Source organism: Streptomyces sp. R41 (genome assembly GCF_041053055.1).
Classification (GTDB): Bacteria; Actinomycetota; Actinomycetes; order Streptomycetales; family Streptomycetaceae; genus Streptomyces.
In genome coordinates this window covers 9,289,793-9,304,297 of sequence record NZ_CP163443.1, presented here as the reverse complement: position 1 = coordinate 9,304,297, position 14,505 = coordinate 9,289,793, and the positions used below count along the sequence as shown (strand labels likewise).

Annotated in this window: 13 protein-coding genes; 4 read left to right on the top strand and 9 right to left on the bottom strand. The window is 69.5% G+C overall.

What is annotated here, in order from left to right; all coding sequences use genetic code 11:
- Positions 1-18: 18 nt before the first annotated feature.
- Positions 19-1,569, bottom strand: coding sequence for a M1 family metallopeptidase (locus AB5J53_RS42310; protein ID WP_369250885.1), 1,551 nt, complete (start codon positions 1,567-1,569; stop codon positions 19-21).
- A 279-nt stretch (positions 1,570-1,848) separates the two neighbouring features.
- On the opposite strand from AB5J53_RS42310, the gene AB5J53_RS42305 reads away from it, so the two are divergent.
- Entirely contained in the window at positions 1,849-4,068 is a 2,220-nt protein-coding gene (locus AB5J53_RS42305) for an NADP-dependent isocitrate dehydrogenase (RefSeq protein WP_369250884.1), read from the top strand.
- 235 nt (positions 4,069-4,303) lie between these two features.
- On the opposite strand, the gene AB5J53_RS42300 is transcribed toward AB5J53_RS42305, so the two are convergent.
- Positions 4,304-4,507 carry a cold-shock protein gene (locus AB5J53_RS42300; RefSeq protein ID WP_369250883.1) on the bottom strand — a complete coding sequence of 68 codons (204 nt, stop codon included), beginning with the start codon at positions 4,505-4,507 and terminating at the stop codon, positions 4,304-4,306.
- Between the two features lie 195 nt (positions 4,508-4,702).
- Between AB5J53_RS42300 and AB5J53_RS42295 the strand changes: the two genes are divergently transcribed.
- Positions 4,703-5,764, top strand: coding sequence for a nitrous oxide reductase family maturation protein NosD (locus AB5J53_RS42295; protein ID WP_369250882.1), 1,062 nt, complete (start codon positions 4,703-4,705; stop codon positions 5,762-5,764).
- Between the two features lie 54 nt (positions 5,765-5,818).
- Positions 5,819-6,847, top strand: coding sequence for a methyltransferase (locus AB5J53_RS42290; protein WP_369250881.1), 1,029 nt, complete (start codon positions 5,819-5,821; stop codon positions 6,845-6,847).
- 93 nt (positions 6,848-6,940) lie between these two features.
- Here AB5J53_RS42290 and AB5J53_RS42285 read toward each other — a convergent pair whose 3' ends face one another.
- From AB5J53_RS42285 to AB5J53_RS42255, 7 genes are all read right to left on the bottom strand, one after another.
- Positions 6,941-7,273: a TcmI family type II polyketide cyclase gene (locus tag AB5J53_RS42285; protein WP_369250880.1), complete on the bottom strand. Its 333-nt coding sequence runs from the start codon at positions 7,271-7,273 to the stop codon at positions 6,941-6,943.
- Positions 7,274-7,297: 24 nt separating this feature from the next.
- Positions 7,298-7,777, bottom strand: coding sequence for an SRPBCC family protein (locus tag AB5J53_RS42280; protein ID WP_369250879.1), 480 nt, complete (start codon positions 7,775-7,777; stop codon positions 7,298-7,300).
- 1 nt (position 7,778) lies between these two features.
- Positions 7,779-8,036, bottom strand: coding sequence for a phosphopantetheine-binding protein (locus tag AB5J53_RS42275; protein WP_369250878.1), 258 nt, complete (start codon positions 8,034-8,036; stop codon positions 7,779-7,781).
- 23 nt (positions 8,037-8,059) lie between these two features.
- Complete coding sequence (locus AB5J53_RS42270; protein ID WP_369250877.1) at positions 8,060-9,307, bottom strand: ketosynthase chain-length factor; 1,248 nt, start codon at positions 9,305-9,307, stop codon at positions 8,060-8,062.
- Positions 9,304-10,572, bottom strand: a complete 1,269-nt coding sequence (locus tag AB5J53_RS42265) for a beta-ketoacyl synthase (protein ID WP_369250876.1) — start codon at positions 10,570-10,572, stop codon at positions 9,304-9,306. Before AB5J53_RS42265 ends, AB5J53_RS42270 begins: the two co-directional genes overlap by 4 nt.
- A complete protein-coding gene (locus AB5J53_RS42260; protein WP_369250875.1) occupies positions 10,569-11,051 on the bottom strand; it encodes a cupin domain-containing protein in 483 nt (160 codons plus the stop codon). The genes AB5J53_RS42265 and AB5J53_RS42260 overlap by 4 nt, the downstream gene beginning before the upstream one ends.
- 71 nt (positions 11,052-11,122) lie before the next feature.
- Positions 11,123-12,247 carry a SchA/CurD-like domain-containing protein gene (locus AB5J53_RS42255; protein WP_369250874.1) on the bottom strand — a complete coding sequence of 375 codons (1,125 nt, stop codon included), beginning with the start codon at positions 12,245-12,247 and terminating at the stop codon, positions 11,123-11,125.
- Between the two features lie 234 nt (positions 12,248-12,481).
- Here AB5J53_RS42255 and AB5J53_RS42250 point away from each other — a divergent pair, with 234 nt between their 5' ends.
- A complete protein-coding gene (locus AB5J53_RS42250; RefSeq protein WP_369250873.1) occupies positions 12,482-14,218 on the top strand; it encodes an FAD-dependent oxidoreductase in 1,737 nt (578 codons plus the stop codon).
- The last annotated feature ends 287 nt before the right edge of the window (positions 14,219-14,505 follow it).

The window sequence follows — 14,505 nt, the reverse complement described above, 5'->3', positions numbered from 1 at the left end:
GCTCCGCGCCCTACACCGTCAGAGGGTGGCGGTGGAATCGGGGTAGTGGCCGGGCTCGCGGTGGCGGGGCGCGACCAGGCTCGGGGTCACCGGGGTGACCGTCCAGTCGGGGTGGTTGGGCATGCGCGGTGTCTTCGTGCCGTACAGCCAGTCCTTCAGGAAGCCGGACTGGTCCTGGCCGGAGATCTCGGAGGCCACCGCGATGTAGTCGGCGGTGGTCGCCGCGGAGTTGCGATGGCGCTCCAGGAAGGTGCGCTCGATGCGGTTGAAGACGTCCTCGCCGACGACCTCGCGCAGCGCGTAAAGGACCAGGACGCCACCCAGGTACCTCTGGCTGTCGAAGAGGTTGGCGGCGTTCGGCGCGGCGACAGGGCCGGAGGACTGCCGCCACAGGTCGCCCTTGGCGTAGGTGTCCTTCATACGGGCTTCCATGCTGGTGAGGCCGAGCGAGTCGGCCCAGCCCCGCTCGTAGCGGTACAACAGTCCGTAGAAGTCCGCGTGACCCTCGTTCAGCCACAGGTCGGCCCAGGTGGCGGGGCTGACACTGTTGCCGAACCAGGAGTGGACCAGCTCGTGCATCATGTGTGAGCCGATCTTCTTCTCCTCCTGGAGCAGGAAGTTCGGCTTGTACAGCGTCAGGGTCTGCGTCTCCAGGCCCGTGAAGTCGAAGGCGTTCGGATCGTCGGAGTTGCACGGCAGCAGGCCGTACGTCTCGAAGGGGAAGGCGCCGAGCCGCTGCTCCAGCCACTCCAGCAGCCCTGGGGTCAGGGCGAGCGCCGGTTCGAGGGCGCTGGCCCGCGCGGTCGGGACGACGTCGCGCAACCCCAGTCCGTTCGGACCCTGCCGGTTCTTGACCGTGTAGTCGCCGACCGTGATCTGCACCAGCTCGGTGGCTATCGGGAAGCGGGAGCGGTAGGTGTACGCGGTCCGGCCGCCGTCCAGGCCCTCCGTGCGGACCAGGGTGCCGCTCGCGACACCGCGCAGGCCGCCTGGGACGGTGATGCGGAAGCTGAAGGCCGCCTTGTCCGTGGGGTGGTCGTTGCACGGGAAGACGGTGTGCGCGGAGTTCGGCTGCGGGCACACCGCGAATCCGTCGGGGGTGGGGACCCATGCGGTGTGGGCGAGCGCCTTGCCCGGGTCGGCGGTGTAGTCGACACAGACCTTGACCCGGGCCTGCTCCGGCAGGGTCCGGTCGGGCGTGACACGCAGCTTTTCATCCACCTGTTCGAAGGTGGCCGGGCGTCCGCCGACGCGCACGGCACGGATGTCCAGGCCGAGTGCGTCGAGCGAGAAGCGGGAGAGGTCCTGGGTCGCGCACAGCGTCAGGGTCGCGGTGGCGTCGACCAGGCGGGTCGTCGCGTCGTAGGAGAAGTCGAGGTGGTACGCGGTCACGCGGTAGCCGTCGTTGCCGAGGGCAGGGAAGACCGGGTCGCCGAGGGTCTCCGCGCCCGGGGTGCCCTCATCCCGTAAAGCCCGGGTCCGCCCGTACGCCGAGGGCGCCGCGGTGAGCGCCGCGGCCGTACCGATCAGGGCGGCCGCGGGGGCCGTCACTCTGGTGCGATATCTCATGGTTCGCTTTCGTTCGGACGGCCGGGGCCGGCGGCCCTGCCGTCGGATCAGGTGGGTGATCTACTTGAGGTACGCAAGAGCGAGCAACGCGGTTGCCAGAGGCGCGCCACTTCCTGCTTTCACATGGGTTCCTGTTTTCACTGGCGCCTCGGCCGCCCTGATCAGCAGCGGTCCGAGGGGTGCCGCCCGCCCGGCCCGGCGCGGACCCCTGTCGAGTCGGGGGCGCTCACGAGATATCTTGATGTCGAGCAATGTTGCAGACGTGGAGCGGAGCACCCGGTGACTGACTCGACCATCATTTACACGCACACTGATGAGGCCCCGGCCCTGGCGACGTATTCGTTCCTGCCGGTGGTCCAGGCGTACGCCTCGCAGGCGGGTGTCACTGTGGAGACCCGTGACATCTCGCTGGCCGGGCGCATCATCGCCCTCTTCCCCGAGTTCCTCTCGGAGGGCCAGCGCATCGCGGACGCCCTTCACGAGCTCGGTGAGCTGGCGAAGACGCCCGAGGCCAACATCATCAAGCTGCCGAACATCTCGGCGTCGATCCCTCAGCTGAAGGCCGCGATCGCCGAGCTGCAGGCGCAGGGCTACGCCCTTCCGGACTACCCGGACGACCCGAAGTCGGACGAGGAGCGCGACGTCCGCGCCCGTTACGACAAGGTCAAGGGCAGCGCCGTGAACCCGGTGCTGCGCGAGGGCAACTCCGACCGCCGCGCCCCCGCGTCGGTCAAGAACTACGCCAAGGCCCACCCGCACCGCATGGGCAAGTGGTCCTCCGAGTCGAAGACGAACGTCGCCACCATGGGTGTCGACGACTTCCGCTCCACCGAGAAGTCCGCGGTGATCTCCGAGCCGGGCTCGCTGCGTATCGAGCTGACGGGCGACGACGGCTCCACCACCGTGCTGCGCGAGTCGGTACCCGTCCTCGCGGGCGAGGTCGTCGACGCGTCCGTCATGCACGTCGCCCCGCTGCGCGAGTTCCTCACCGCGCAGATCGCCCGCGCCAAGGCCGAGGACGTGCTGTTCTCGGTGCACCTCAAGGCCACGATGATGAAGGTCTCCGACCCGATCGTCTTCGGTCACGTGGTGCGCGCCTTCTTCCCGAAGACGTTCGCGAAGTACGGCGAGATCCTCGCCGGCGCCGGTCTCACCCCGAACGACGGTCTCGGCGGCATCTACAAGGGCCTGGAGGCCCTGCCCGAGGGCGCCGAGATCAAGGCCTCCTTCGACGCCGAGCTCGCCGAGGGCCCGGAGCTGGCGATGGTCGACTCCGACAAGGGCATCACCAACCTGCACGTCCCGTCCGACGTCATCGTCGACGCCTCGATGCCGGCCATGATCCGCACCTCCGGCCACATGTGGGGCGCGGACGGCCAGGAGCACGACACCCTCGCCGTCCTGCCGGACAGCAGTTACTCCGGCGTCTACCAGGTCGTCATCGACGACTGCCGCGCCAACGGCGCCTACGACCCGGCGACCATGGGCTCGGTCCCGAACGTCGGTCTGATGGCGCAGAAGGCCGAGGAGTACGGCAGCCACGACAAGACCTTCGAGATCCCGACCACCGGTACCGTCCGCCTCGTCGACCAGGCCGGCAACGTCGTCCTGGAGCAGGTCGTCTCCGCCGGTGACATCTTCCGCGCCTGCCAGACCAAGGACGCCCCGATCAAGGACTGGGTGAAGCTGGCCGTCACCCGCGCCCGCGCGACCGGCAACCCGGCGGTGTTCTGGCTGGACGAGGACCGCGCGCACGACGCCGTGCTCATCGAGAAGGTCAAGCAGTACCTGCCGGAGCACGACACCGAGGGCCTGGACATCCGCATCCTCTCCCCGGTCGAGGCCACCAAGCTCTCCGTGGAGCGCATCCGCCGCGGCGAGGACACCATCTCCGTCACCGGCAACGTGCTGCGTGACTACCTGACCGACCTGTTCCCGATCCTGGAGCTGGGCACCAGCGCCAAGATGCTCTCGGTCGTCCCGCTGATGGCGGGCGGCGGCCTCTTCGAGACGGGCGCCGGCGGCTCCGCGCCGAAGCACGTGCAGCAGCTGGTCAAGGAGAACTACCTCCGCTGGGACAGCCTGGGCGAGTTCCTCGCGCTGGCGTCCAGCTTCGAGCACCTCGCGACGACCACGGGCAACGCGCGCGCCCAGGTGCTCGCCGACACCCTCGACCGCGCGACGGCGACCTTCCTCAACGAGGACAAGTCGCCGACCCGTCGCGTCGGCGGCATCGACAACCGCGGCAGCCACTTCTTCCTGTCCCTGTACTGGGCGCAGGAGCTGGCGGGGCAGAGCGACGACGCCGACCTCGCCAAGGCGTTCGGCCCGCTCGCCGAGACGCTCTCCACGCAGGAGCAGACGATCGTGGACGAGCTGATCGCGGTCCAGGGCTCCCCGGCCGACATCGGCGGCTACTACCAGCCCGACCCGGCCAAGGCCGCGGCGGTCATGCGCCCGTCGACGACCTGGAACGAGGCGCTGGCGACCCTCGCCTGACGCACCGCACCACCCCGCGGACCCACGTCCGCAACTGTGCCGCCCCGGCCGGATCCTCCGGTCGGGGCGGTTGCGTATGACGGGTGATCGCTCGGCCACATGTCTCCGACCGAGTGAGCCGCATGACACGGGAGTCGCACCCATCGGGAGTGCGGGCCTTGGGTCCGACGCGCGCCCTGCGCCCGTACGAACCGACTGTCACGCACGGTCTGTTGCAGACCGAGGACCAGGTCCGTCAGAGCGGGCGGATGTTCTCGGCCTGCAGCCCCCTCTGGCCCTGGACCACGTCGAACTCGACCTTCTGGCCCTCCTGAAGCTCCCTGAAGCCCGATGCGCTGATGTTGGAGTAGTGGGCGAATACGTCAGGGCCGCCCTCGTCCTGAGCGATGAATCCGAATCCCTTCTCGGCGTTGAACCACTTCACGGTGCCTGTAGCCATGTTCGTCTCTCTTTTCACCCGAAGCGGTGCCGACGACTCGGCCTGTGGCCGCCCCGGGGGTGCTCACGCGATGCATACCACTCGGCGCCCCGTTTTCTCACCGCGTCACCGCCCTGGCTCTGGCTCTGTGACAGGGGCTGCCCACCTGGGTGATCAGCGGTGGCGAGCCGGAACTCCCGCTCATAGCTTCGGCCTATGACCAAACGACAGATGGCCTACCTCGCTTGCACCGCAGCTGTCGTGGCGTCGGGGCTGGGTGCCGCCCCGCCGTCCGACAGCTTGAGGGTGCACTGGGTCAGCGCCGGCGAATCGATCCAGAAGGCTGTGAACGCCGCCAAACCGGGGGACACCATCGTCCTGTCCCCCGGCACCTACCACGAGAGCGTCAGCATCACCGTGTCGGACCTGACGCTGCGGGGCTCGGGCGCCCAATCCACCGTCATCGTGCCCGGCCCCGCATCCGCCGACAGCACATGCGCCAAGGCCGGCAACGGCATCTGCGTGACCGGGACGGACAGCAGCCCCGTCGCCCGCGTCACCGTACGCTCACTGACCCTCAGAGGCTTCGCCAAGCACGGCCTGTGGGCGTCGGGAACCGATCGGCTGACGGTCCGGAACGTGACCTCCGAGAAGAACGGTCAGTGGGGCATCGCCCAGGAGAGGTCCCTCCGCGGCGTGTTCCGCCACAACACCGCCCAGAACAACGGCGACGCGGGCCTGATGGTGTCCAACACGGTCGACACCGAGGAGGGCGCCCGCGACACCAAGGGGACGGTGGTCAGTCACAACCGTCTGGTCGGCAACCGGATCGGCGTCACGGTGCGGCGGCTGCGGAACCTGACGGTCGATCACAACGAAGCGACCGGCAACTGCACCGCGGTGTTCGTCGTGGGCGACGAGAACAAGCCAGCCGTCGGGGATCTGAGCGTGCGCCACAACTACATCCACGCCAACAACAAGAACTGTCCGAAGACCGCCCGGCTGCCCTTCCTGCAGGGCTCGGGGATCGTCCTCACCGGCGCCGAGGACACGCAGGTGACGAACAACCGGGTCGAGGACAACGTGGGCACATCCCCGCTGTCGGGCGGCATCGTGCTGTTCAAGAGCTTCGTGGGCGCCCACAACCAGCGCAACGAGATCCGCGACAACGTCGTGATGCGCAACGGCTCAGCCGATCTCGCCAACCGGGACACCGGCAGCGGCAACACCTTCCACGGCAACACATGCGCGGTCTCCGAGCCCGCCGGAATGTGCTGACCGGTCCGCTCCCCACCCCCCACTTACAGCACGACAGCAGAAGCGAGGCAATAGATGACGACCGTTGATCCGGCTCCCCCGCCGCCCATGCGGCTGCGCGAGCTCGTTTTCGGGGCGGCCTGCGCCGCCGCCGTACGCGCGGCTGCCCGCCTGGGTGTGGCCGACGCCCTGGAAGACACGCCCATGAGCGTGGAGGACCTGGCGGCAGCGGTGAAGGCCCAGCCGCGGACATTGCGTCGGCTGCTGCGCGCGCTGTCCTGCCAGGGGGTCTTCATGGAGCACCCCGACGGCACCTTCGCGCACACGGAGATGTCCCGGCTGCTGCGCGAGGACGATCCGCACAGCCTGCGGTACATCGCGCTGTGGTGCACCGAGCCGTGGACGTGGAACGTCTGGCCCAAGCTCGACGAGGCGGTGCGCTCCGGCCGGAACGTCTTCGAGGACGTGTACGACAGGGAGTTCTTCGAGTATCTCAACGAAGAGGCCCCCGAGTCGGCGTACGTCTTCAACCGGGCCATGACGACATCCAGCGAGCAGTCGGCGCGGGACGTCGCCAACCTGCTCGACCTGCGCGACGTGTCCTCGGTCGCGGACATCGGGGGCGGTCAGGGACAGGTCGTGGCCAGTCTGCTGGAGAAGCACCCCAATCTGCACGGCACGCTGCTCGACCTGCCGGGTGTGGTGGAGAACGCCGATCCGCGTCTGCGAAGCGGGGGTTCGCTGGCCGAGCGGGTGCGCATCGTGGCCGGGGACTGCCGCGAGGACATCCCGGTCCAGGCGGATGTGTACATCATCAAGAACATCCTGGAGTGGGACGACGAAAGCACCCGCAGGGCGCTGGCGAACGTCCGGAAGGCGGCGCGGCCCGGTGCCCGGGTCGTCGTCATCGAGAACCTCGTGGACGACACCCCGTCGATGAAGTTCACGACGGCCATGGACCTGCTGCTGCTCCTCAACGTCGGCGGTGCGAAGCACACCCAGAAGAGCATGGTCGAGCGGCTGACGGACGCGGGGCTGGTCATCGGCGAGATCCGCCCGGTCAACGCGTACCTGCACGCCTTCGAGTGCACCATCCCGAGCTGACCCTCTCCGGCCGCCCCGGAGAAAACCCGAGGCCGCCGGTTCCGCGTCTGTCGCGGAGCCGGCGGCCTCGGGTTTTTCTCTCAGGGCGCCCGCTCAGGAAGCGGCGTCCCGCTCCCAGCGGTAGAAGCAGTGCGCCATGGCGTCCTTGGGGCTGCGCCACGTCTGCGGGTCGTACGCGCTGACGTACGCCGACAGTTGCTCGCTGATGCTCCGGAACTCGGGGTGTCCGGCCACCTTCGCGATGGCGGGCGCGGGGTCCTGGTCGGCTTCGATCAGGTGCATGTACACGTCGCCGAACTGGAAGAGGCTGCGCCGGTTGACGCCGATCAGGTGCGGGAGTTCACCGCGGTCGGATGCGGCGAAGACGTCGGCGATCGCCGGCGCCGAATCGGGCGCCATGCGGGCGACGATCAGGGCGTGGTGCATCGGGTGTCCTTCCTGGAACGGCGATCAGCGGGGCATGGCGGGGGCGTTCTGGCGGTCGCGGGCGGCCTGCTCGATCCGGTCCCGGATGAGGGCCATCTGGACGCGCGAGTTGCGGTTGATGTTGTCCGTCATCCAGGCGTCGTCGACCGGGGCCTCGGGCTTCATCGCGAAGTCCTGCACCCAGCGCATGTGGGTGCCCTCCGGCGTCTCCTTGTACTCCCACAGGATGTTCATGTGGGCGAAGGGGCCGGTCTCGACGCGGCGGGCCCGGACGGTCCGCTTGGCGCGGTCCATGGTCCGTTCCGAGACCCAGCTCCAGACCTTGCCGTTCTCGTCCGGGTGCATGGTCAGACGGAAGGTCGTCGTGTCGCCGTCGCGGGAGAGCACCTCCAGGGACGCGTATTCGCTGAAGAGCTGGGGCCAGTTCTCGATGTCGTTGGTGATGTCCCAGACGAGGTCGACCGGGGCGTCGATGGTGATGCTGTTCTCGGTGTGTCCTACCACTTCAGGCTCCAGCCTTGAGGGTCGTGTTGACGAGGTCGAGGAATTCACGGGGGGTCTTGCAGCGCTCGGCGTCGGGGGGCAGCGGCTTGCTGTACCGGTTCTCCAGCTCGCCGACGATGCCGAGCAGGCCGAGCGAGTCGAGGCCGAGGGTGCCGAAGGGCGAATCCGACGAGTGCGCGAGGTCCTTGGGGTCGACGGTGACGCCGGCCGCCTTCTTCATCAGCGTGGCCAGTTCGTCGACGGTCACTTCGATGATCATGTTGTTCTCCTTCCCGCCCGGTCCTACCGGGCGGAGTCGCCGCCGCGGCGCACGACCAGCGCCGCGTTGGAGCCCATCAGTCCCCTGCTGAGGACCAGGGCCGTGTGCAGTTCGGCGGGGCGAGCGCGAGACATCACCAGGTCGAGGTCGTGGCAGATGTCGAACACGTTCGGAGTGGGGGGTACTTGGCCGTGTTCCATGGCGAGCACCGCGGCCGCGGTGTCCAGCACGGGTGCCGCGCAGTAGCTCCGCCCCATTCCGGTCTTGGGTGCGGTGACGGGCACGCGGGTACCGTGTGCCCCCAGCGCGTCGGCGATGGCCAGCGCTTCGGCGCGGTCCGCCTCCGGTACGCCCAAGGCGTCGGCGAACACGACGTCGATCTCCTGCGGGGCGCAGTCGGCCTCGGCGAGGGCGCCCCGGATCGCGTGGGCGAGCCCCTCTCTGGACCGCTCCCATCGGGAGGCGCCGGTGAACGTGGCGGCATGGCCTGCCACGGTGGCCCGGACGGCCGCTCCGCGGTCGCGGGCGCGGGTCTCGTCCTCCACGACGAGCATCGCGCCGCCCTCCCCCGGAGCGAAGCCGCAGGCTTTCGCGGTGAAGGGCCGGTAGGCGCGCTCGGGGTCCTCGACGGTGCTGAGCTCGGGGTAGCCGAGCTGACAGACCATCGAGTACGGGGCCAGGGGCGCCTCCGCGGCTCCGACGACCACGGCGCCGGTTCCGCGCCGTACCACCCGGGCCGCGTGCGCGATGGAGTCCAGACCGCCCGCCTCGTCGCTCGCGACCACTCCGCACGGCCCCTTGAAGCCGCCCCGGATGGAGATCTGGCCGGTGCTGGCGGCGTAGAACCAGGCGATGGACTGGTACGGGCCGACGAACCGGGATCCCTGTCCCCACAGCTTCTGCAGTTCCCGCTGTCCGAACTCGCCGCCGCCGGATCCGGCGGCGGTGACCACGCCTATGTCGTAGGGCTCCGCGGGTTCACCGCTGCCGAGGCCGGCGTCGTCGAGGGAAAGGGCGGCCGCGGCCATGGCGAAGTGGCTGAACCGGTCGGTCTGGACGAGGAATCGCTCCTCGATGAGGGCCGCGGCGTCGAAGGCCCGGACCTCGCCCGCGATGCGGAGCGGCAGGTGCTCGCATCCCTCGCGGGTGATCCGGTCCAGGACGACGAGGCCTTCCTTGACGGACTTCCAGTACGCGTCGACGCGCAAGCCGTTGGGCGCGATCACACCGATTCCGGTGATGGCCGCCCGCCGTGGGCGCTGAGTGCTCATGGTGTCCTCCCACCCGGCCCGGTCAGGAGCACCGCGGACTGGAAGCCGCCGAATCCGCTGCCGACGGAGAGCACGTTCTTCAGCTTCCGCGGGCGGGCGGTGCGCGGCACGTAGTCCAGGTCGCACTCGGGGTCGGGAGTCTCGTAGTTCGCCGTCGGCGGCACCACCTGATGCTTCAGGGCGAGGACGCAGGCGACGACCTCGATCGCCCCGATCGCGCCCAGTGAGTGCCCCACCATGGACTTGATGGAGCTCATGGGCGTGTCGTAGGCGTGCGCGCCCAGGGACCGCTTGACCGCGGCGGTCTCGTGCCGGTCGTTCTGCCTGGTGCCCGAGCCATGCGCGTTGACGTAGTCGATCAGCGTGGGGTCGAGGCGGGCCTGGTCGAGCGTGGTGTCGATCGCCCGGGCCATCTCCAGCCCCTCACCGGTCAGACCGGTCATGTGGTAGGCGTTGCCGTAGGTGGCGTAGCCGCTTATCTCGCAGTACACGTGCGCGCCGCGGGCTCGGGCGTGCTCGTACTCCTCCAGGACCAGCACCGCGGCGCCCTCGCCCATGACGAAGCCGTTGCGGTGCGCGTCGAAGGGCCGGGAGGCGTGCTCGGGGTCGTCGTTGTTGGGCGACGTAGCCTTGATGGCGTCGAAGCACGCCATGGTGATCGGCGATATCGGCGAGTCCGACGCGCCGGCTATGCAGACGTCGGCCCGGCCCTCTTCGATGGTGTGGAAGGCGTAGCCGACCGCGTCGAGTCCGGAGGTGCAGCCGGTGGAGACGGTCTGCACCGGGCCTTGAGCGCCGAACTGCTCGGCGACCACCGAGGCGAGCGTGCTGGGCGAGAACGCCAGGTGCAGTTTCGGGTCGGCCGCGCGATGGTCCACGTCCCACCGCTTGCCTCGCTCACTGACCTGGACGTAGTCGTGTTCCAGGCGGGTGGTGCCGCCGACCGCGCTGCCCAGCGACACTGCGACACGCCAGGGGTCTTCCTGGCCGGAGTCGAGGCCGGAGTCGCGTACGGCTTCCCCTGCGGCGACCACGGCGAACTGTATGTACCGGTCGGCGTGGTCGCGCAGCTCCGGGTCCAAACCGTGCGCGAGCGGGTCGAAGTCGCATTCGGCGGCTATCCGCGAGCGCAGGCCCGCGGGATCGAACAGCGTGATGCCGCGGGTCGCGGTGCGGCCATTGGAGAGCAGGTCCCAGAACGCCGTCGCCCCGGTGCCGCCCGGAGCGACCACACCGATACCGGTGACGGCCACCCGCCGGGTCACTTTATGGCCCCACTTCGCTCGGACGGCTGTCCGTGGTCCGGCGCGGACAGATCCCGCCCCGCGGTGGCGAACTCGGAGCTGGGTACGGTGTTGTCGGTGCCCTCCGTGTCCACGTGGCCGAGGCTCGGACGCGGGGCGAGCGGGCCCAGGTGGAAGACCATGCGGGCTTCCGTGTCACCGACGTTGCGGAAACGGTGCCGCATGTTGATCGGGATCAAGAGGCCCTGATCGGGCTTGAGCGCGTGCGGGTCGCCGTCCAGGTCGACCTCGAGCGCGCCCGTGACGACGTACACGAACTCCTCGGAGTACGGGTGGTAGTGCTCGCCGATGCGCTCGCCGGGCTGGATGATGGCCAGGCCCATGAAGCCGCTGGTGGAACCGGCGGTGGCGGGCGTGAGCATGGCCCGGATGTCACCGCCGCGCCTGCGGTTGGGTTCCGTCTCGCTCAGGTCCACGATGCGTGGATGCTGCTTGATCATGGTTGATACCTCCGGGTGTGGCAGTGACGTCCGGCGGGAGCGGCCGCGGGCAGGAGCCCGCGGCCGTTCCGTCAGGAATCCGCCGAGCTGCGGTCGGTGATGGGCATCATGTCGGCGTGCGACAGGAGGCGGTTGATGTTGCGTTCCGTCTCCAGCGAGCCCTCGACGCCGATCGCGGCGCCGTCGAGGAGGCGCTCCAGCTCCGCGGCCTTCTTGGGACCCTTGAGGCCCAGCGAGGCGACGGGGTCCTTGTCGAGGGCGCCCACCATGTCGATGAGGCGCACCACGGTGTCGTCACGCTGGAAGACGGTGCTTCCGTACACCGGGCTCTTCGGGTCGTCCGCCGCGGCCTCGTCCTGGTGGGCGAGCAACCGGGCCAGCTCCATCCCGCAGCCCCGCTTGGCCGGGTAGTACAGCGCGTGCCGCCGCAGCTCGGCGGGTTCCGGCCGACCGGACACCACGTGGTGCACGGCCGGGAGCGCTGCCCGGGTGAAGAACACCCGCGCCGAGCCGTCGTCGGTGAGGTCCCGCTCCTGTTCCAGGTACGGGTTGATGGCTTCCTCGACCGCCCGCACCTCGGGCTGACGCGCGACGTGGCGGAGCGCCACGAGGAGGTCGCCCTCCACTTCCACCGCCCGCACGACACGGTTGCCGTGCATGAACAGCGAGGTACGGCGCAGCCGCGTGGTGTCGTCGACCTGGGCCTGGGGTGACTTGTACCCGGCCAGGATCTCGGCGACCTTCGATTCGGATCCCGGCTTGACGGTGAAGGTGAGGGCGTGGCGTGCCACACCGTCGCCCACGCGGGCCTGCACCTGCATGCCCGCCCTGGCCGACTCCGGCGTGAGCGGCTGGGCCGGGCTGGTCTCCCGGAGGATGCTGTAGCGCATCGACCGGGTGTCCCGGACGCAGTCGTGCATCGGCCGGACCGTTTCGACGTGCTCCTCGCTGTTAACCCAGGCCAGGAAGGGCGGGGCGCTCTCCCACTCGCTGGTGATGAGCCACTGCGAAGGGTTCTCGATCGACTGGCAGAGCTGGTCACTGAGGTGACCGGGGACCGACGCGACCTGATTGCGCATGTGCTCATACGCGTCGAGGAACTGCTGCTGGGCTCCTTCGTACAGATCGAGCAGCAGGATCACCCGCAGCCTGGAGCCGTCGAACGCCGACTGCGATATACGTCCCGTGGTGGTCATCCGGCACACCTCTCCTCTTCATTACGGAAGGTCAGGAACGACCGCCGTGTCCCGAAAGGCCGGGGTCGCCATGAGCCGATCGTTGACGCGACCTCCGAAGTGCGCGAGCCCCACGGGGCGGACGAGTGAACCGCGTGCCATCCGGGTGCCCCGAGCGAGCGAACCGGTCAGCACAGGGCATGGAAACTGCATCCCATCCCTGACTCACCTCGCAGGTGACGCTGGAGGCATTCAATGAACCGATCGGAAGAGGCCGGCGAGGTCGGTCACCACACGCCCGTCCTCATCGTCGGCGGCTCTCTGGTGGGCCTGTCGACCTCCCTGTTCCTGGGGCGTCTCGGCGTGCCGCACATGCTCGTCGAGCGCCACTCGGGTACGTCGATCCATCCGCGCGGACGTGGAAACAACGTGCGCACGATGGAGTTGTTCCGGGTGGCCGGAGCTCAGCAGCGCATCCAGGACGCCGCTTCGGTCCTGGCGGAGAACCACGGCATCATGCAGACGCCGACCCTGGTGGGCGATGCCGGCGAATGGCTGTTCAAGGAGATCGACCCCGGTGGCGGGCTCGCGCGCTTCAGCCCCAGCGCGTGGTGTCTGTGCAGCCAGAACGACCTGGAGCCGGTGCTGCTGGAGTGCGCACGGGAGCTGGGCGGAGATCTGCGCTTCTCCACGGAGTTGATGTCGTTCGACCAGGACGCGGGCGGCGTGACCGCACAGGTCAAGAGCCGCGACACCGGCGAGCACACCACCATCCGCGCGGACTACCTCGTCGCCGCGGACGGTCCGCGCAGCCCCATCCGCGAGCGGCTCGGCATCGGGCAGACCGGACCGGGCGACCTGTTCCACAACGTGAGCCTCACGTTCACCTCCCGCGGCCTCGCGGACGTCGTCGGCGACCGGCGCTTCATCTGCTGCTACCTGACCAATCCGGAGGCCGACGGGGCCCTTCTGCCGGTCGACAACAAGGAGCACTGGGTCTTCCACGCCCCCTGGCACCCCGAACACGGCGAGACTCTGGAGGAGTTCACCGACGAGCGGTGCGTGGAACACATCCGTCGGGCCGTCGGAGTGCCGGATCTCGATGTGCAGATCACCGGCAGAGCCGCCTGGCACGCCGCCGAGCGGGTCGCCGAACGGTACGGGGACGGCCGGGTCTTCCTCGCCGGCGACTCGGCCCATGAGATGTCCCCCACCGGGGCGTTCGGCTCCAACACCGGTATCCAGGACGCGCACAACCTCGCCTGGAAGCTGGCCGCCGTGCTGGGCGGCTGGGCCGGCCCCGGACTGCTGAGGTCCTACGACGCGGAGCGCCGACCGGTCGCGGAGGCGACCAGCGCACGCGCTTCCTCGCGTTCGGTCGAGCACAGCCACCCCGGGTACACGCCCGGCCCCGGCGTCGGTGGGCCCGGCGGACCCGGCGGTCCTGGTGGCCCCGGCGGTCCCGGCGGTCCCGGCGGCCCTGGCGGTCCCGGCGGGAAGGGCGGTCCCGGCGGGAAGGGCGGAATCCTCAACGTGGCGCTGTGCTACCGCTATCCGCGGGGCGCGGTCCTGGGTACCGACCCGGCGATGCCCGTCGTACCCGAGGGCATGCGGCTGACCGGCGAGCCCGGGAGCCGCGCTCCCCACATGTGGCTCAACCGCTCCGGCACCCGGATCTCCACCCTCGACCTGTACGAACGGTCCATGGTGCTCCTGAGCTCCGCGGACGGCGCCGGCGGGTGGCACTCCGCAGCGAAGGGCGTCGCGCAACGGCTGTCCGTGCCGCTCGACTCGTACCGCATCGGCAACGGGCCCGACGCGGAGCTGTCCCCCGCGAGCGACATGAACTGGGCAGAAGTCCACGGCGTCACCGCGGACGGAGCGGTGCTGGTCCGCCCCGACGGGTTCGTCGCCTGGCGGTCGGAAGGGCCGTCGGCGGACCCGAAGACGGCGTTGGAGCAGGCCCTCATGGCGGTCCTGGACAGGGGCTGACCACACGAGCCGGGCCATGAAGGTGCGGACTCTCGGCGCCCCGTGCAGATCACGCGGGCGCCGAGTCCGATCGCCGGCAGGGCTCACCGACGCCCGAGAATTTCCCCTGCTCGCGCACGGCCCGGGTCCGCTGCCCGCTGTCCAGCCAGGCCTTCAGGCCACGGTGTCCCCGGTACGTACGTCAGCAGACAGTGGTTGGCGCGGAACAGCGGGCGGCCCGGCACCTCGAACCACCGGATGACCTTGCGCGCCACCATGTCCTGCTCGAGAACCGTCTGACTGCCGGT